This is a genomic window from Pseudomonas sp. S2_F07 (assembly GCF_054668325.1).
On the sequence record NZ_CP162758.1, the window covers coordinates 1,807,557 to 1,824,086 of the forward strand.

The 16,530-nt window shown below is 61.4% G+C and carries 15 protein-coding genes and 4 pseudogenes; 8 read left to right on the forward strand and 11 right to left on the reverse strand.

The annotated features are described in order from the left end of the window. Nucleotides 1-12: 12 nt before the first annotated feature. From mnmH to AB4O40_RS08150, 3 genes and pseudogenes are all read right to left on the reverse strand, one after another. A complete protein-coding gene (gene mnmH / locus AB4O40_RS08140) occupies nucleotides 13-1,116 on the reverse strand; it encodes a tRNA 2-selenouridine(34) synthase MnmH (RefSeq protein ID WP_409078884.1) in 1,104 nt (367 codons plus the stop codon). After that, a complete protein-coding gene (gene selD / locus AB4O40_RS08145) occupies nucleotides 1,116-2,150 on the reverse strand; it encodes a selenide, water dikinase SelD (RefSeq protein WP_056722495.1) in 1,035 nt (344 codons plus the stop codon). Before selD ends, mnmH begins: the two co-directional genes overlap by 1 nt. 99 nt (nucleotides 2,151-2,249) lie before the next feature. Next, nucleotides 2,250-2,351, reverse strand: a pseudogene (locus AB4O40_RS08150) (quinone oxidoreductase family protein); the annotation flags it as partial. A 94-nt stretch (nucleotides 2,352-2,445) separates the two neighbouring features. On the opposite strand from AB4O40_RS08150, the gene AB4O40_RS08155 reads away from it, so the two are divergent. Both AB4O40_RS08155 and AB4O40_RS08160 read left to right on the forward strand, forming a co-directional pair. After that, the gene (locus tag AB4O40_RS08155) at nucleotides 2,446-2,673 is read left to right on the forward strand and encodes a DUF6555 family protein (RefSeq protein WP_056722497.1); all 228 of its coding nucleotides are present in this window, start codon (nucleotides 2,446-2,448) and stop codon (nucleotides 2,671-2,673) included. 33 nt (nucleotides 2,674-2,706) lie between these two features. Further along, nucleotides 2,707-2,985: a hypothetical protein gene (locus tag AB4O40_RS08160; RefSeq protein WP_056722498.1), complete on the forward strand. Its 279-nt coding sequence runs from the start codon at nucleotides 2,707-2,709 to the stop codon at nucleotides 2,983-2,985. Nucleotides 2,986-3,012: 27 nt separating this feature from the next. On the opposite strand, the gene AB4O40_RS08165 is transcribed toward AB4O40_RS08160, so the two are convergent. From AB4O40_RS08165 to AB4O40_RS08185, 5 genes and pseudogenes are all read right to left on the reverse strand, one after another. Then, nucleotides 3,013-3,168 carry a metallothionein gene (locus tag AB4O40_RS08165; protein WP_079246731.1) on the reverse strand — a complete coding sequence of 52 codons (156 nt, stop codon included), beginning with the start codon at nucleotides 3,166-3,168 and terminating at the stop codon, nucleotides 3,013-3,015. A gap of 103 nt (nucleotides 3,169-3,271) precedes the next feature. After that, nucleotides 3,272-4,018 (reverse strand): C1 family peptidase, encoded by a 747-nt coding sequence (locus AB4O40_RS08170; RefSeq protein ID WP_414912784.1) that lies wholly within the window; start codon nucleotides 4,016-4,018, stop codon nucleotides 3,272-3,274. A 154-nt stretch (nucleotides 4,019-4,172) separates the two neighbouring features. Further along, complete coding sequence (locus AB4O40_RS08175; RefSeq protein ID WP_460154738.1) at nucleotides 4,173-4,994, reverse strand: methyl-accepting chemotaxis protein; 822 nt, start codon at nucleotides 4,992-4,994, stop codon at nucleotides 4,173-4,175. An 84-nt stretch (nucleotides 4,995-5,078) separates the two neighbouring features. Further along, nucleotides 5,079-5,855, reverse strand: a pseudogene (locus AB4O40_RS08180) (cache domain-containing protein); the annotation flags it as partial. A gap of 169 nt (nucleotides 5,856-6,024) precedes the next feature. Beyond that, the gene (locus AB4O40_RS08185; RefSeq protein WP_056722503.1) at nucleotides 6,025-7,341 is read right to left on the reverse strand and encodes a Na+/H+ antiporter family protein; all 1,317 of its coding nucleotides are present in this window, start codon (nucleotides 7,339-7,341) and stop codon (nucleotides 6,025-6,027) included. A 444-nt stretch (nucleotides 7,342-7,785) separates the two neighbouring features. Between AB4O40_RS08185 and AB4O40_RS08190 the strand changes: the two are divergent. The 3 genes and pseudogenes from AB4O40_RS08190 to AB4O40_RS08200 all read left to right on the forward strand — a co-directional run. Next, nucleotides 7,786-8,808 (forward strand): annotated as a pseudogene (locus tag AB4O40_RS08190) (methyl-accepting chemotaxis protein); the annotation flags it as partial. Between the two features lie 312 nt (nucleotides 8,809-9,120). Continuing rightward, nucleotides 9,121-9,714 (forward strand): annotated as a pseudogene (locus AB4O40_RS08195) (methyl-accepting chemotaxis protein); the annotation flags it as partial. Between the two features lie 337 nt (nucleotides 9,715-10,051). After that, complete coding sequence (locus AB4O40_RS08200; RefSeq protein ID WP_460055075.1) at nucleotides 10,052-11,728, forward strand: MFS transporter; 1,677 nt, start codon at nucleotides 10,052-10,054, stop codon at nucleotides 11,726-11,728. Between the two features lie 51 nt (nucleotides 11,729-11,779). Here the strand turns inward: AB4O40_RS08200 and AB4O40_RS08205 are convergent, their stop codons facing one another. From AB4O40_RS08205 to AB4O40_RS08215, 3 genes are read right to left on the reverse strand one after another with little or no spacing between them, the layout of a single operon-like run. Further along, nucleotides 11,780-13,093: a sensor histidine kinase gene (locus tag AB4O40_RS08205; RefSeq protein ID WP_056722509.1), complete on the reverse strand. Its 1,314-nt coding sequence runs from the start codon at nucleotides 13,091-13,093 to the stop codon at nucleotides 11,780-11,782. After that, the gene (locus AB4O40_RS08210; protein WP_056722511.1) at nucleotides 13,090-13,758 is read right to left on the reverse strand and encodes a response regulator transcription factor; all 669 of its coding nucleotides are present in this window, start codon (nucleotides 13,756-13,758) and stop codon (nucleotides 13,090-13,092) included. The genes AB4O40_RS08205 and AB4O40_RS08210 overlap by 4 nt, the downstream gene beginning before the upstream one ends. A 3-nt stretch (nucleotides 13,759-13,761) precedes the next feature. Further along, a complete protein-coding gene (locus tag AB4O40_RS08215; RefSeq protein WP_056722513.1) occupies nucleotides 13,762-14,082 on the reverse strand; it encodes a PepSY domain-containing protein in 321 nt (106 codons plus the stop codon). A 307-nt stretch (nucleotides 14,083-14,389) separates the two neighbouring features. Here AB4O40_RS08215 and AB4O40_RS08220 point away from each other — a divergent pair, with 307 nt between their 5' ends. The 3 genes from AB4O40_RS08220 to AB4O40_RS08230 all read left to right on the forward strand — a co-directional run bounded on the left by AB4O40_RS08220 (nucleotide 14,390) and on the right by AB4O40_RS08230 (nucleotide 16,466). Beyond that, the gene (locus AB4O40_RS08220) at nucleotides 14,390-15,469 is read left to right on the forward strand and encodes a patatin-like phospholipase family protein (protein WP_409078886.1); all 1,080 of its coding nucleotides are present in this window, start codon (nucleotides 14,390-14,392) and stop codon (nucleotides 15,467-15,469) included. A gap of 75 nt (nucleotides 15,470-15,544) precedes the next feature. Then, nucleotides 15,545-15,901, forward strand: coding sequence for a 6-carboxytetrahydropterin synthase QueD (gene queD, locus AB4O40_RS08225; protein ID WP_008049817.1), 357 nt, complete (start codon nucleotides 15,545-15,547; stop codon nucleotides 15,899-15,901). A gap of 208 nt (nucleotides 15,902-16,109) precedes the next feature. Next, a complete protein-coding gene (locus AB4O40_RS08230) occupies nucleotides 16,110-16,466 on the forward strand; it encodes an alpha/beta fold hydrolase (RefSeq protein ID WP_056722517.1) in 357 nt (118 codons plus the stop codon). Nucleotides 16,467-16,530: the final 64 nt, after the last annotated feature.

The window sequence follows — 16,530 nt, forward strand, 5'->3', positions numbered from 1 at the left end:
GCAAAAGCACCCTCAACCCTTCTGATTCACCCGCTCGCGCAGATACTCGAGAACCGCCCCCCGCTCCCCGGCAAACTCGATCCGCGGGTCTTTCTTCTCTCGCTGAAACGCATACATCGGATCGTAATACTCGCACAGCAGCCGTTCGATCCAGCCGCGGTGCAGATCCACCGCGCCACTGCGGGCCTGCTCGGCCAACGCATCCTCCATCAAGACCAGCATGCGTCGATGACGTTCGCCACCCAGGCGCTTCTGCACATTGTTCAGGCTTGCCAGCAAGCGCTCGGAAAACAACGCAAAGCCCTCCTCGCCATGCACGTCGATGAATTCGGCGCACAGATCCACCACGTAATCGCGCAGGATCCGCTCTACCCGCCCTTCCAGGCTGTCTTCCAGCCACACCATCGGGAACTGCTGCATGCCTTGGTACAGCGGCAACGGCAGCGCACAACTGCCCACCGCGCGGCTTTCGTCTTCCAGTACGAACTGCTCGATGCCCCGGGCGCGCTTTTTCAGCACGTCCACGGCCAAGCGGTTTTCGAAATCGATATTCGAGGGTTGGCCCGTGGCGCGCTTGCCGAAACTGGAGCCGCGGTGGTTGGCATGACCTTCAAGGTCCACGGCGTTGCCCAGTTGCGTGAGCACCTCGGTCTTGCCGGTGCCGGTCATCCCGCCCAACAGGACGAAATCGCACTGGGTCACGGCTTGATCAAGGGTGTCCAGCAGGAAGGTACGCATGGCCTTGTAGCCGCCGCCCACCCGTGGATAGTCGATGCCGGCCTCATCCTTGAGCCATTGCTGGACGATCTGCGAACGCAGGCCGCCGCGAAAGCAGTACAGCAAGCCATCCGGATGCGCCCGGGCAAAATCGGCCCAGGCCTGGATGCGTTCGGCCTTGACCGCGCCCGACACCAGTTGATGCCCCAGCACGACGGCCGCTTGCTGGCCGTGCTGTTTGTAGCAGGTGCCGACCCGTTGGCGTTCATGGTCGTTCATCAACGGCAGGTTGATCACGCCGGGAAACGCGCCCTTGTTGAATTCGACCGGCGCGCGGGCATCCATCATTGGCCGGTCGTTGAGGAAGATGTCGCGGTAATCAGTGCAGTCGACGAACATCAAAACACCTCGACTGCGTTGCTCTGTCGCTCGACCAGTTCACCGATCGGCTCCAGGCTCAGGCCCAGCTCGGCGGCCACCGAAAGGAATTGCTCGTTGCCTTGCGGCGTCACGGCAATCAGCAGGCCGCCGCTGGTCTGCGGGTCGCAGAGCACGCGTTTGTGCAGTTCCTGAAGGCGTCCGAGCTTGCTGGCGTAGCTGTCGAAATTGCGCAGCGTCCCACCCGGTACGCAACCCTGTTCCAGGTAATACTCGACCCCCGGCAGGCGCGGTACGCGGTCATATTCAATGCGCGCCGTGAGCTGGCTGCCGTCGGCCATTTCCACCAGGTGCCCGAGCAGGCCGAAACCGGTGACGTCGGTCATCGCGGTCACGCCGTCGAGCTTGCCGAAACGGCTGCCGGGTTTGTTCAGGGTGCACATCCAGTCCCGGGCCAGGCCAATGTCGGCGTTGCGCAATTTGCCCTTTTTCTCGGCCGTCGTCAGGATGCCGATCCCCAGGGGCTTGGTGAGATACAGCAGGCAACCGGCGGTGGCGGTGTCGTTGCGCTTCATGTGGCGTTTTTCCACCAGACCGGTGACAGCCAGGCCGAAGATCGGTTCTGGCGCATCGATGGAGTGCCCGCCTGCCAGCGGGATGCCCGCCTCGTCACACACTGAACGACCGCCGCGTATCACTTCCCGGGCGACTTCCGGCGCCAGCACGTTCACCGGCCAGCCCAGGATCGCAATCGCCATCAACGGATCGCCGCCCATCGCATAGATGTCGCTGATGGCATTGGTGGCGGCAATTCGGCCGAAATCGAAGGGATCGTCGACGATCGGCATGAAAAAGTCAGTGGTCGAGACCACACCGCGTTCTTCATCGATGGCATACACCGCCGCGTCATCGCGCGATGCATTGCCGACCCAAAGCTTCGGATCGAGGTTCTGCGCCCCGCTACCGGCCAGGATCACTTCCAGCACCTGGGGGGAGATCTTGCAGCCGCAACCGGCGCCGTGGCTGTATTGGGTCAGGCGAATCGGCTCGCTCATGGGGTTACCTCTTGGAGTCTAGGTAACTAATCCTACAGCAAATGAGCCTTTTTCTTTGCAGGAGATACGGTGGTGAGCAGTGCCTCTGTGGGGGTATGGTTATGGCAGCAAAATCACCTTGTCACCGCTGCCCTGACTCACCTCGGCATAACGCTCCAGGCCTTCGGCCAATGGCGATTCGAACAATCCTTGTGGCAGGGGCTGTCGCCAGCAACCGCCGCCGTTCGACAATCCGAGTGAATTTTCCTGATGGCGCGCGATCCTTCTATGTACAACAGGGAGGAACCGGGGCTTTATGAACAGTGCAAAATTATTCGTCATTGAGTACACCCTCCATGGCGCTGCGAAGTCATTCATCATCCGCCTGGAAAAAATGGATAACGCAGAAGCCTGGCATTGGGCGAGCTGTGACGCGGGGGTGGGGCGAATCCCTCGATTCGGACGCGAGAAGGTGCAAAAGACCAGCAAGCCGATGGCTGAAAAATTCGGCGTGGAAAACGTCAAGTGGCGGCCGGCGAACTAATATCCGTTGACCATCAGGTCCGGGGGAAGGGATATGAGCGCAACATCCGTCAACAGCCCTGCGCAGCTGGACTACGGCCTGGACACGCCGACCGGCCGCATCACCAGGAGCGCCGAGTGCCGGATCGGGCTGGAGCAGGTCGAAAATGACCCCTTCTGCTTCGCCATACGCGTCCCGGCGCCACTGCCGGAAGATCTGGAGCAGGCCAGGACCCTGGTGCTGCGGGTCGAAGGGCGGCGCTTGCAAGGCACGGTTCGCCACAGCGAGCGCCTGGAGGATGACAGCCTGAGGCTGGTAGTGGAGCCGGATTAGGCTCCACTTTTGCGTGCGCCGCGGGGTTCAGTGGGCACACTTGCAGCCTTGGGAGGCGCACTCCTCACCGTGCTCGTGATGCTTGGCGCAGGCTTCACAGCAATAGTGCTTGCCGTGACGCACGATCGGGTGTTCGCCGAGTTTGCAGGAACACTTCGGACAATCGCATATACGCTCAGTCATGGGTTTGACTCCTGTGGGTGGTGGTCGTCGGGGGGAGATGAAAACAACCCGTGCTTTTCAGTGTAGGGGTCGACTGCAACACCGCAACACCGCGTATGGCGCACTACTTGAGTCCTTGATGAATTATCCGTTTCGCGAGGACAGGAAATGACGCGTAAGAGGCGATGCCACACTGATTATCTTTGTTTCTGGACATCCTTATATATCCGGCCTCCCCCCACTCCGGCCCCCTGCTATTTTTCACCAGCCAATAATCCTCACCATCTTCGGTGCCATAACCAACAATAAGCACGGCGTAATTCAAATCATCTTCATCGCAACTTTCATCATCCAATACCCCGCCGGAGTATTTTTCAAAGTTGTCGGAAGCGTCAATCGCCGCCGATACCGGCCCTTTGGCTACGGCCTGGCGCAGTGCCTCCTCGTCGCCACGAGGAATATTGGTATAGGTCACCGTATTGGCGGCGACAGCCTTGATCATGCCTGCATTACAGCGTCCCCCGCCGCCTGTGTAAGGGTAATATTCTTCTGACTGAATACCGTTTTGCTTGACGTAGTCATAGGTGTAATCCATCAGCCCCCCATCACATCCTTGATTACCTTGCTCACTGCTGCAATCAAGAATCTGCTGCTCGGAAAGCTCGACCAGTCTTTCGGTTTGCAAAAACAATGCGCCCTCCAGGGCACCCACCGCTGAAAAAGCATAACCGGAGCCACAAGTCCCCAATTGCTTGACTCTGGTAACAGCTCCCTGGGTACGCCAGTCCACTGAGCTTGGTATCTCCAGAGCCTGCGCCGTCACGGCACAGCCGCCAACCAGGATGAAACATGAGAGTTGCCAAAATCTCATACTTAGCCCCTGTTTCCATATGGTTTGCAGTTACCTCGCTATGTCATTGAAATGAAAGACCAATAAGCCAACGGCAACAACTGTCAAATATGACAGTTACTCAATACTGTTTAGTTATAAAAACCACACCATTTCGCGTTGTTAACCATAACTGTCAAATACGGAACTGCCCGACCAGACTGCCCAGGCGCTGGCCGAGGTCGGCCAGGCTGCGTGAAGTCTGCGCGCCGAGTTGGGTTTCATCGGCGACGCTGTCCACGGCCACGGCAATCTGGTGCACGCTGCGATTGATCTCTTCGGCCACGGAGGTCTGTTCTTCGGCGGCACTGGCGATCTGCGCGTTCATCGAATTGATGGTCGCGATCAGTTGGGCCATGGTGTCCAGCGAAGCCCCCGCCTCATTGGCCTGGGCCGAGGTGCCGTCGCCGGCCTCGCTGGAGCGGCGCATCGCCTCCACCGCCGACTGGGTGCCGGCCTGCAAACGGTCGATCATGCCCTGGATTTCCTGGGTGCTGATTTGCGTGCGGCTGGCCAGCGCCCGCACTTCATCGGCCACCACCGCAAAGCCGCGCCCGGCCTCGCCGGCGCGGGCGGCTTCGATGGCCGCATTGAGCGCCAGCAGGTTGGTCTGCTCGGCAATCGAGCGGATCACTCCGAGCACGCTGACTATCGACGACACATCCTTTTGCAGGCTGTCCAGAGACACGCCGCTGCTGCGGATATCGTCCACCAGGGCATGGATCTTCTCGATGCTGCCGGCCACCACGCGCTTGGCGGCCTGCCCTTCTTCGTCGGTCTGCTGGGCGGCGACCGCGGCGTTCTGCGCGCTCTTGGCCACTTCCTGGGCGGCCGCCGACATTTCGTTGATCGCCGTGGCCACCTGATCGGTTTCGTGACGCTGGCGCTCCATGGCCTGATCCGAGCGATTGGCCTGGTCGGACACCTGAGTCACCAGTCCGGTCAGTTGCGAGGTCATTTCAGTGATCTGCCGTACCAGGCCGTGGATCTTGTCGACGAAACGGTTGAACGAGCCGGCCAGTTCACCGAGTTCGTCCTGGCTGGTGATGGTCAGGCGGCGGGTCAGGTCGCCCTCGCCTGCCGCGATGTCATCGAGGTTGGCTTTCATCAAATGCAGCGGACGCACAATGGTGTTGGCCAGCAGCATCCCGACGGCAGCGATCACCAGCAGCACCACGACCGCCACGCCGACGATGCTCAGCACCATGCCTTGCATGCGCGCCCGGACCTTGGCTTCGACCACGGCCACCTGTGCTTCGATGCCATCGAGGTTGACCGAGGTGCCGACCGCCATGTCCCACTTCGGCAGGTATTCGGTGTAGCCGAGCTTGGGCACCAACACCTGGGTGTTGCCGGGCAATGGCGAGCTGTATTGCAGGTAGTGGGTACCGTCCCCGGCGACTTTCACCAGGTCGCGGTTGACGTAGACACCGTTCGGGTCGCGGTTGTCCTTGAAGCTCTGGCCCACGCCTTCGGGGCTGTTGGCCTTGAACAGGCGCACGGTGTTGGAGTCGTAGCCGAAGAAGTAGCCGTCCTTGCCATAGCTGATGCTCGACAGCAGCTTGATCACCTGCGCCCGCGCCGCCTCATCGCCGGGGGCGGCCGCGTCGTAGAGCGGTTTGATCGTGGTCATGGCCACGGCCACGTAGCTTTGCAGGGTCGCCTTGGCATCGCCGAGCAGGCGCTCGCGGGTCTGCTCGACTTCCTTGCGCGCCTGATCCTGCAGAATGAACAGCGTGGTCAGGCTGATGACCAGCGCAAACAGCAACACCGGGAGGACGGCAAGGGACAGGACTTTGGCCTTGAGGCTCATGCGCATGACGTTCACTCTTTTGATTTTGTTGTCGTGGTTAAAGCTTTAACGGCACGCCGGGTCAAAAGTTGAACGCCCCAAAAAGATCGCAGCCTTCGGCAGCTCCTACAGATGAACACCCTTCCCATGTAGGAGCTGCCGAAGGCTGCGATCTTTTGATCTTTTGCTTGTTAGATCACAGAACCATCGCCGCTACCCAGCCAAACGCCAGCAACGGCAGGTTGTAGTGCAGGAAGGTCGGGACCACGGTGTCCCAGATGTGATGGTGCTGGCCGTCGATGTTCAGGCCGGAGGTCGGACCCAGGGTCGAGTCCGAAGCCGGCGAACCGGCGTCGCCCAGGGCACCGGCCGTGCCGACGATGCACACGATCGCCAACGGGCTGAAGCCCAGTTGCACGCACAGCGGCACGAAGATCGCCGCCAGGATCGGCACCGTGGAGAACGACGAGCCGATGCCCATGGTCACCAGCAACCCCACCAGCAACATCAGCAAGGCGCCAATGCCCTTGCTGTGATCGATGTACGACGCCGACGACTCGACCAGCGTCTGCACCTCACCGGTGGCCTTCATCACTTCGGCAAACCCGGAGGCGGCGATCATGATGAAGCCGATCATTGCCATCATTTTCATGCCTTCGGTGAACAGGTCGTCGGTGTCGCGCCATTTGACGATGCCCGACACCGAGAAGATCAGGAAGCCGACCAGCGCACCAATGATCATCGAATCGAGCAACAACTGAATAATGAACGCCGCCGCGATGGCCACGCCGGCCACCATCAGGCTCAGCGGGTTGTATTGCACCGCCACTTGTTCGACCTGTTCAATCTTCGCCAGGTCGTAGACACGCTTCTTGCGGTAGCTGACAAACGCGATCAGCAGGCCCGCCACCATGCCCAGGGCCGGAATGCCCATGGCGTGGGTCACATTGATGCCGCTGATGTCCACGCCGCTGCGGGCAACGTTGGCCAGCAGGATCTCATTGAGGAAGATGTTGCCAAAGCCCACCGGCAGGAACATGTAGGGCGTGATCAGGCCAAAAGTCATGACGCAGGCGATCAGGCGACGGTCCAGTTGCAGCTTGGTCAGCACATAAAGAAGCGGCGGCACCAGCAACGGAATAAACGCGATATGTATCGGCAAGATGTTCTGCGAGGCGATGGCCACGACCCAGAGCAGGCCGATCAGCAGCCATTTGACCTGGCCACCGCCGCTGGCGTGCTGGCGATCGACCATGGCCAGGGCCTTGTCGGCCAGCGCATGGGCCATGCCGGACTTGGCAATGGCCACGGCGAAAGCACCGAGCAAGGCGTAGGACAACGCCACCGTCGCCCCGCCGCCGAGGCCGCTGTTGAAAGCCTTGAGCGTCGCCTCGATCCCCAGGCCACCGGTCAAGCCACCGACCAGCGCGCCGACGATCAGGGCGATCACCACATGCACGCGGGACAGGCTGAGGATCAGCATGATGCCGACCGCGGCAATTACTGCATTCATTGTCATACCTCTGGGCAAGCAAAAAGAGTCCGGCCGACAGTCTGCGAGAGCCGCCAGCGGATAAAAGGAATGGGTTTTATTAGAGGGCGCGCACTTTGCCGGACCGCTGTCGCCTTGTCAAAGCCAACCCGGGGTATTCGATATTCATTGGCCCGGCTTAAAGAAAGCCGAATCCCGGCCGCTACAGTGCAAAGTCTCAGATATTTATCGAATAAGGACGTCTCCATGTCGCTCAGACAACTTTCCATTCAATGGAAAATCACCCTGCTGGCCGGGCTCTGCCTGGCGGGCATCGTGACCCTGCTGGTGGGTCTTTCGCTGTATCGCATGGAGCACAGTTCCGAGTTGGTGAAAGCCTCGAGCATGGAGATGCTGACCGAAGCGGCCCAGGCGCGGATCGAGTCCCAGGGCGAAAACCAGGCACTGGGGATTCGCCAGCAGTTCATGGACGCCTATCAGTACGGCCACGGCTTCTCGCGGCAGGTGCTGTTCCTGCGTGACCAGGCCGAGAAGCGTTTTCTCGATGCCTTCGACCTGCGCGAAGACCTGACCCGCCAGGTCAAGTCGGCCCTGCAAGCCAACCCGGACCTGCTCGGCCTGTCCCTGGTGTTCGAACCCAATGGACTGGACGGCAAGGACGAACTGTTCGCCGGTCAGGCCGAGCTTGGCAGCAACGACAAGGGCCGTTTCGCCCTCTACTGGTCGCAGCCGACGCCGGGCAAGTTGACGTCCATGGCGCTGCCGGAAAAGGACATGGCCGACACCAGCACAGGTCCCAGCGGCGAAGCGGCCAACGCCTGGTTCACCTGCCCGCGCACCACCCTCAAGCCGTGCGTGATCGAACCCTACTTCTATGAGATCGACGGTCAGAACGTGCTGATGACCAGCATCGTTTTCCCGCTGATGGTCAATGGCAAGGTCATCGCCTCGCTCTCGGTGGACATCAACCTCAACAGCCTGCAAGCGGTCAGCCTGGGCGCGAGCAAGAAGCTCTATGACGGCCAGACCAGCGTCAGCATCATCAGCCCGGCCGGCCTGCTCGCCGGCTACAGCCCGGACGCCGGCAAACTCAGCCAGCGCCTGGACGCCGTGGACCAGGCCAGCGGCGCCGAACTGCTGCGCATGCTCGCCGCCAGCAGCAAAACCGCCAGCCTGTACAGCCAGCAGCAACTGAAAGTACTGGCGCCCTTCCAGCCGATCCCCGGCGGTAAATCCTGGGGCGTGCTGCTCGACGTGCCGGAGAAAGTCCTGGTCGGCCCCGCCGAAGCCCTGAAAAAGCAACTCGATGACAGTAACACCGCCGGTACGCTGGTTGAACTTGGCCTGGGCGTGCTCGCCGCGCTGCTCGGCCTGGTGCTGGTGTGGCTGATGGCCCGCAGCGTCACCCGTCCGATCCTCGGCGTGGCGCACATGCTCGAAGACATCGCCAGCGGCGAAGGTGACCTGACCCGCCGCCTGGCCTACGACAAGCAGGATGAGCTGGGCCAGTTGGCTGGCTGGTTCAACCGTTTCCTCGACAAGCTGCAACCGATCATTGCCGAAGTGAAACGTTCGGTGCAGGACGCTCGCAGTACCGCGGACCAGTCGTCCGCCATCGCCACCCAGACCAGCGCCGGCATGGAACAGCAGTACCGCCAGGTGGATCAGGTCGCGACCGCCTCCCACGAAATGAGCGCCACCGCCCAGGACGTCGCCCGCAGCGCCGCGCAAGCGGCCCATGCCGCGAGGGATGCCGATCAGGCGACCCGTCAGGGCCTGACCGTGATCGACCGCACCACCGCCAGCATCGACAATCTCGCCGCCGACATGAGCGCGGCCATGGTCCAGGTCGAAGGCCTGGCCGCCAACAGCGAGAAGATCGGCACGGTACTGGAAGTGATCCGCGCGATTGCCGAACAGACCAACCTGCTGGCCCTTAACGCCGCGATCGAAGCGGCTCGTGCCGGTGAGGCCGGACGCGGGTTTGCCGTGGTGGCCGATGAAGTGCGCAATCTGGCGCGGCGTACCCAGGAATCCGTCGAAGAAACCCGTCTGGTGATCGAACAACTGCAAAACGGCACCCAGGAAGTGGTGGGCTCGATGAGCAACAGCCATCGTCAGGCCCAGGGCAGTGTCGAGCAGGTTGGCCAGGCGGTAACGGCGTTACGCCAGATCGGCGACGCGGTGACCGTGATCAACGACATGAACATGCAGATCGCCAGTGCCGCCGAAGAGCAAAGCGCGGTGGCCGAGGAGATCAACAACAACGTGGCGACCATCCGCGACGTGACCGAGTCGCTGTCGGGCCAGGCCAATGAATCGGCGCGGGTCAGCCAGTCGCTCAACAGCCTGGCGAACCAGCAGCAGAGCCTGATGGATCAGTTCCGCGTTTAAGCCCCGCAAAATCCCCCAGTGGGAGCGGGCTTGCTCCGGGCGGCGTTTCGACGAAAGCGGTATATCAGACACATTGATGTTGAATGTGTCGCCGCCTTCGCGAGCAAGTCGGATCGCCGCACCGCCGCTCCCACAGTTTTTTCTGTGCCCGACTCAACCAAATGATGGCGAGTGGATATCTGCCAGACCTTGATTATGCTTCATGGAACCTTGCAGCGTTTTCTGGCGTCAACCTGAATGCAAGCCACGTAATCCGATGACTTCAGCCCCAGGGCCTGGGTACGGTAAGTGTTGGTGGGAACTCCGGCCTACAACAAGAGCAAGACGGAGAATACTCATGGCAGCAATCGACAATACAACCACGGGCAGCGCGCCCAACCGCGGGCTCACCCGGGAGGAGCGCAAGGTCATCTTCGCCTCGTCCCTGGGCACCGTGTTCGAGTGGTACGACTTCTACCTGTACGGCTCCCTCGCGGCGATCATCGCCAAGCACTTCTTCGCCGGTGTCAACGAAACGACGTCCTTCATCTTCGCCCTGCTCGCCTTCGCCGCCGGCTTCGCCGTGCGCCCCTTCGGCGCCATCGTGTTCGGCCGGTTGGGCGACATGATCGGGCGCAAGCATACGTTCCTCATCACCATCGTGATCATGGGTGTCTCAACGGCCGTGGTGGGTTTGCTGCCCGGCTATGCGACCATCGGCGTGGCCGCGCCGATCATCCTGATCAGCCTGCGCCTGCTGCAAGGCCTGGCGCTGGGGGGTGAGTACGGCGGCGCCGCGACCTACGTGGCCGAACATGCACCCAAGGGCAAACGCGGCTTCTTCACCTCGTGGATCCAGACCACGGCAACCCTCGGCCTGTTTCTTTCACTGCTGGTGATCCTCGCCTGCCGTACCCTCCTGGGCACCGAAGCCTTCGAAGCCTGGGGCTGGCGGATTCCGTTCCTGCTGTCGATCCTGTTGTTGATCGTCTCGGTGTACATCCGCCTGCAGCTCAGCGAGTCGCCGGTTTTCATGAAAATGAAGGCCGAAGGCAAATCCTCCAAGGCACCGTTGACTGAATCCTTCGCCCGCTGGGAGAACCTGAAGATCGTAATCATGGCCCTGCTCGGCGGTACCGCCGGCCAGGCGGTGGTCTGGTACACCGGGCAATTCTATGCACTGTTCTTCCTGCTGCAGACGCTGAAGATCGACCCGCAGACCGCGAACCTGCTGATTGCCGGCTCATTGCTGATCGGCACGCCGTTCTTCGTCATTTTCGGCAGCCTGTCCGACCGCATCGGGCGCAAGGGCATCATCATGGCTGGCTGCATCCTCGCGGCCCTGACTTACTTCCCGATCTTCCATGCGCTGACCCAATACGGTAACCCCGACGTGTTCATTGCGCAGGAGAAGAATCCGGTCACGGTCGTCGCCAATCCCGCCCAGTGCTCGTTCCAGTTCGACCCGGTGGGCAAGGCCAAATTCACCAGTTCCTGTGACCTGGCCAAGACCGTACTGGCCAAAAGGGCCATCCCCTACAAGAACGTGGACGCCGAACCGGGCGCCGTTGCGCAGGTGCGCATTGGCGATAAAGTGATCGAGAGCTTCGAGGGCACCGGCATGCCGGCCGCCGATTTCAAGGCCGGGAACGACGCCTTTACCGCCACCCTCGCCACCGCCCTCAAGGACGCCGGCTACCCCGAGAAGGCCGACCCGGCCAAGACCAACTATCCGATGGTGTTGCTGCTGCTGACGATCCTGGTGATCTACGTGACCATGGTCTACGGGCCGATTGCCGCCTGGCTGGTGGAACTGTTCCCGGCGCGCATCCGCTACACCTCGATGTCGCTGCCCTACCACATCGGCAATGGCTGGTTCGGTGGCTTCCTGCCGACGGTGGCGTTCGCCATGGTGGCGGCCACGGGGGATATCTACTACGGGCTGTGGTATCCGATCGTCATCGCGGTGATGACGGCGGTGCTGGGTATTTTCTTCATGCCGGAAACCAAGGATCGGGAGATTCATCACACCTGAGCAGGGGGAGGTCCATTGTGGGAGCGGGCTTGCCCGCTCCCACAATGGACCTCAGTGTCTGGGCAATTCGATGACGACCTTCAGCCCGCACCACTCGCTTTCCAGCAACGACAGTCTGCCGCCCCAGCTATCGACGATGTCGCGCACGATACCCAGCCCCAAACCATGCCCATGGGTTTGCTCGTCCAGGCGCGTGCCTCGGCCGAACACCTGATCGCGACGCTCTTCGGGAATCCCCGGGCCGTCATCTTCCACGCCGAGTTCAAAGCCCTCTGCAGTCTCGGCCACACTCAGGCGAACCTCGGCATCGGCCCACTTGCAGGCGTTATCCAGCAGGTTGCCCAACAGTTCCAGCAGGTCCTCGCGATCCCAGGGCAATTGCAGGCCGGCGGGTGCGCGGTAGCTCAGTGCCAGGTGGTCGCCATGGATCATGTTCAGCGTGGCCAGCAAGCCGGGGAGCTCGGCATCGCAATCAAACAGGGCGCCCGGCAACGCATCGCCGGACAACCGCGCACGATTGAGTTCCCGATTGAGTCGCTGCTGGACTTGTTCCAGTTGTTCCTTGAGGGTCTTGCGCAATTGTGGGTGCGCGTCGAGTTGCTCGCTTGAAGCCAGGCTCAACAGCACCGCCAGCGGGGTTTTCAAGGCGTGGCCGAGGTTGCCCAGGGCATTGCGTGAGCGCTTGAGGCTGTCCTCGGTGTGGGCCAGCAAATGGTTGATCTGCGCCACCAGTGGCTCCAGTTCCACCGGCACCCGATCGTCGAGTTGCGAGCGCTGGCCCTGTTGCAGCTGCGCAATCTGCTCACGGGCCTGCTCCAGCGGACGCAAGGCCCGGCGCACGGTAATCCGTTGCAGCAGCAGAATCAGCAACAGCGCTGTCAAACCGAGGCCAAACCCGAGCTGTTGCATGCGCCGGAAGCTTTCGCGTATCGGCGTGTAATCCTCGGCGACACTGATGGAGATCGGCACCCCCGAACGTCGATAGTCCGTGCGCAGCACCAGTAACTGTTGCCCTTCCGGCCCCAGTTGCAGGTTGCCATGCAGACCGGGTTGATCGAGCACCGGCAGTTCCTGATCCCAAAGGGAACGGGAACGCCAATGGCCATCGGTGAAATCGATGCGGAAATAATGCCCGGAGAATGGCCGCTGATAGGCCGGTGACAGGCGCCGCTCATCCAGCTGCAAACCTTGCGGCCCGCGCACCAGCGCCGCCAGCAGGTTCTCGCTGTCATTGCGCAACCCGGCTTCGAGGTAACGCTGCAACCCCATTTCGAACAACCACAGGCTGGTTTGCGCCAGCACCAGGCCAACGACCACCATCACGCTGATCAGGCCCAGGCTCAAGCGGCGCTGGATCGATCTCACCGGGCTTGCCCGCCGAACAGGTAACCCTGGCCGCGACGGGTTTCAATCACACTTTTGCCGAGTTTGCGGCGCAAGTGGTTGACGTGGACTTCCAGCACATTGGAATCGCGCTCGGTTTCACCGTCGTAGAGGTGTTCGGCAAGGTGGCCTTTGGAGAGGATCTGCTCGGGGTGCAGCATGAAATAACGCAACAGGCGAAACTCCGCGGCGGTCAGCTGAATGTCCGCACCGTCGCGCACAACGCACTGGCGACCTTCGTCCAGATGCAGCCCGGCAGCCTTGAGCGTTGGCTGGTTGACCTGGCCATGGGAGCGGCGCAGCAACGCCTGGATGCGCAAAAACAGCTCTTCGGGATGAAATGGCTTGGTCAGGTAATCGTCGGCGCCGGCCTTGAGGCCTTCGATGCGTTCGGCCCAGGAGTCCCGGGCCGTCAGGATCAGCACCGGCGTGGCCAGCCCCGCCGCCCGCCATTGCGCCAGCACTTCAAGCCCCGGCACGCCCGGCAGACCGAGGTCGAGGATGATCAGGTCATAAGGCTCGGTGCTGCCCTGATGCACAGCATCGCGACCATCGGCCAGCCAGTCCACCGCATAGCCCTGGCGGTTGAGGCCGGCCAGCAGTTCGTCGGCCAGGGGCACATGGTCTTCCACCAGGAGCAAACGCATGGATCAGTCTTCCTCGTCTTTCAATAATCGGCCGTCAGTCGCATCGATGTGCAGCTCACGGACCACGCCTTCGGGGGTCAGCAATTCGACATCATAAAGGTAGATGTTGTGCTTCTCTTCGAGTTCGGCTTCCAGCAGTTTTGCGCCGGGGTAGCGATCCATCGCTTGCTGCAGCAGTTGCTCCAGCGGCAGGATCACGCCCTGTTGACGCAGGCGCAGGGCTTCATCCTGATCCAGGTCGCGGGCCATCACTGCCGAGCAAAATGCCAGAAGCAGCAGCGCCATTCTGCGTGCGACACATCGATTGAGTAGAAACACCTTCATTACCAATCCTGATGATCCTTGAGTCACTGCCCGCTGACCGGGTCTAATTCCATGCCCGGTGCGAGTGGTGTGAGCGTCTCGAAAGCCACAATGGTACCAGCGATGCGCTATCCCAGCGTTGCGTCGGGTCCAGGCGAGCCACCTTAACCCGCTGAACTTAATTGAAACTGAATTGCCATCATTGCTGACACCACAACCCCGCAGGAGCTGCCGAAGGCTGCGATCCTTTCTCACTTTCACTTGAGTCGCCAGGCAAAAGACCTAAAGATCGCAGCCTTCGGCAGCTCCTACACACTTCGAGAGCGCAATGACCGCCATCCACATCAAGTTCCCGTCCCTGACCCTCAAAGCCGGCCCACAAGCCTTTGCGCGCATCCGGGACAACGGCTTGAACGCCGCCGACGTCGGCACCTTGCCGGGCGCGGCTGGCGGGCCGAAGGCGCTGGGGATTCAGGGTCTGGACCTGGCGCTGTTCGGCGAGTGGCTGCCGGCGGCACTGCGGGAACGCTCGCTGATTGGCGCATCGGTGGGTTCCTGGCGCTTCGCCAGCGCCTGCCTGCCGGACGCCGCCGAAGGCATCCGGCGTCTCGGGCAGCTGTACACCGAGCAACACTTTGCCAAGGGCGTGACCATGGCGCAGATCAGCCAGAGCTCACAGCGCATGCTCAATGACCTGCTCGACGGTCGCGATGCCTCGATCCTCAGTAACAGCCATTACCGCCTGAACATCATGGTGGTCAAAAGCCACGGTTTGCTGGCCGACGATCATCGCGGCCGCCTGGGACTGGGCCTGTCATCGGTCATCGCCGACAACCTGCGTGGCCGGGCGCGGCTGGCACGACACTTCGAACGCCTGATCATCCACGACCCGCGCCTGGCGCCGCCGGTCGATGCCTTGAATGACTTCCCGTCGCGCTTCGTCGCCCTCAATGCCGGTAATTTGCGCCAGGCCCTGCTGGCCTCGGGCTCGATCCCGATGGTGATGCAAGGCGTGCGCGACCTGCCGGGCGCCGGCGCCGGGACCTTCCGCGACGGTGGTCTGCTGGATTACCACCTGGACCTGCCCTACAGCGGCAACGACATCGTGCTGTACCCGCACTTCACCGACCGGGTGATCCCGGGCTGGTTCGACAAGACCCTGCCGTGGCGCCGCGCCTGCCCGGCTCGCTTGCAGAACGTGCTGTTGCTGGCACCATCGAAGGAATACCTGGCGCGCCTGCCCTACGGCAAACTGCCGGACCGAAACGACTTCAAGCGCTTCATAGGCGATGCCCCGAGCCGGCAGAAATATTGGCGCACGACCATGGACGAAAGTCGCCGCCTGGGGGACGAGTTCCTCGAACTGGCCGCCAACGGTCGCCTCGGCGAGCGCTTGCTGACCCTTTAGTCAGGACAAACTGCTAAACTCGCCGCCTGCCCGAATCGCTGCGGCGAACGCCACCTGAACAGAGCTGAAAACACTGTGGAAATCTTCAAGGAATTTACTTTCGAATCCGCCCATCGCCTGCCCCACGTCCCGGACGGCCACAAGTGCGGGCGCCTGCACGGTCACTCGTTCAAAGTGGCCATCCACCTGAGCGGCGACCTCGACCCGCACACCGGCTGGATCCGTGACTTCTCGGAAATCAAGGCGATCTTCAAGCCGCTGTACGAGCGCCTGGACCACAACTACCTGAACGACATTCCCGGCCTGGAAAACCCGACCAGCGAAGTGTTGGCCAAGTTTATCTGGCAGGAAATGAAGCCTCTGCTGCCGGAACTGAGCGCGATTCGGATCCACGAGACCTGCACCAGCGGTTGCATCTATCGCGGCGAGTAAGCCAGACATTACAAGTAACCTGTGGGAGCGAGCTTGCTCGCGATGACGGCGGCACATCCAACATCGATGTGCCTGACCCACCGCTATCGCGAGCAAGCTCGCTCCCACAAGGGAATGCGTTTCGTCAGTCGATCAAGCAAGCCACCTTCATAGGTGGTTTTTTTATGCCTATGCTTTTTGCCTCTTCCCCCGCCAAGAGGACAAGCCCATGACTGACTGGCCACTGGATCAGGTCTTCGAGTTCAACGGACATCAGGTGCGCCATGCCGTGCGCGGCGACGGCCCGCCGCTGGTGTTCGTGCATGGCACGCCGTTTTCTTCTTTCGTGTGGCACCGGATCGCGCCGTATTTCACGACGACTCACCGGATTCGCTGCCCGGTGCAGATTCTCTGGGGTGAAGACGACCAATGGATTCCCATTGAACGCGGGCAGGCGCTGCATCGGATGATTCCCGGATCGCTGTTTTATCCGATACCCAACGCCGGTCATCTGGTTCAGGAAGATGCGCCCGAGGCGGTCGTCGCCGCTCTTATGGGATTTTTACCCCTGCAACAATCCTCCTGAACAAACCCGCTCCCACATTTTGAACTGGCGGGATTCGCCGCTGGCGAGCTAACGTAAGGGTATC

Coding starts and splice junctions, on each gene's coding strand:
- AB4O40_RS08230 (WP_056722517.1), top strand. CDS start 16,110: ATGACTGACTGGCCACTGGATCAGGTCTTCGAGTTCAACGGACATCAG.
- selD (WP_056722495.1), bottom strand. CDS start 2,150: ATGAGCGAGCCGATTCGCCTGACCCAATACAGCCACGGCGCCGGTTGC.
- AB4O40_RS08185 (WP_056722503.1), bottom strand. CDS start 7,341: ATGAATGCAGTAATTGCCGCGGTCGGCATCATGCTGATCCTCAGCCTG.
- AB4O40_RS08175 (WP_460154738.1), bottom strand. CDS start 4,994: ATGACCTCGCAACTGACCGGACTGGTGACTCAGGTGTCCGACCAGGCC.
- AB4O40_RS08210 (WP_056722511.1), bottom strand. CDS start 13,758: ATGCGTTTGCTCCTGGTGGAAGACCATGTGCCCCTGGCCGACGAACTG.
- AB4O40_RS08170 (WP_414912784.1), bottom strand. CDS start 4,018: ATGAGATTTTGGCAACTCTCATGTTTCATCCTGGTTGGCGGCTGTGCC.
- AB4O40_RS08220 (WP_409078886.1), top strand. CDS start 14,390: ATGACCGCCATCCACATCAAGTTCCCGTCCCTGACCCTCAAAGCCGGC.
- AB4O40_RS08200 (WP_460055075.1), top strand. CDS start 10,052: ATGGCAGCAATCGACAATACAACCACGGGCAGCGCGCCCAACCGCGGG.
- mnmH (WP_409078884.1), bottom strand. CDS start 1,116: ATGTTCGTCGACTGCACTGATTACCGCGACATCTTCCTCAACGACCGG.
- AB4O40_RS08165 (WP_079246731.1), bottom strand. CDS start 3,168: ATGACTGAGCGTATATGCGATTGTCCGAAGTGTTCCTGCAAACTCGGC.
- AB4O40_RS08160 (WP_056722498.1), top strand. CDS start 2,707: ATGAGCGCAACATCCGTCAACAGCCCTGCGCAGCTGGACTACGGCCTG.
- AB4O40_RS08155 (WP_056722497.1), top strand. CDS start 2,446: ATGAACAGTGCAAAATTATTCGTCATTGAGTACACCCTCCATGGCGCT.
- AB4O40_RS08215 (WP_056722513.1), bottom strand. CDS start 14,082: ATGAAGGTGTTTCTACTCAATCGATGTGTCGCACGCAGAATGGCGCTG.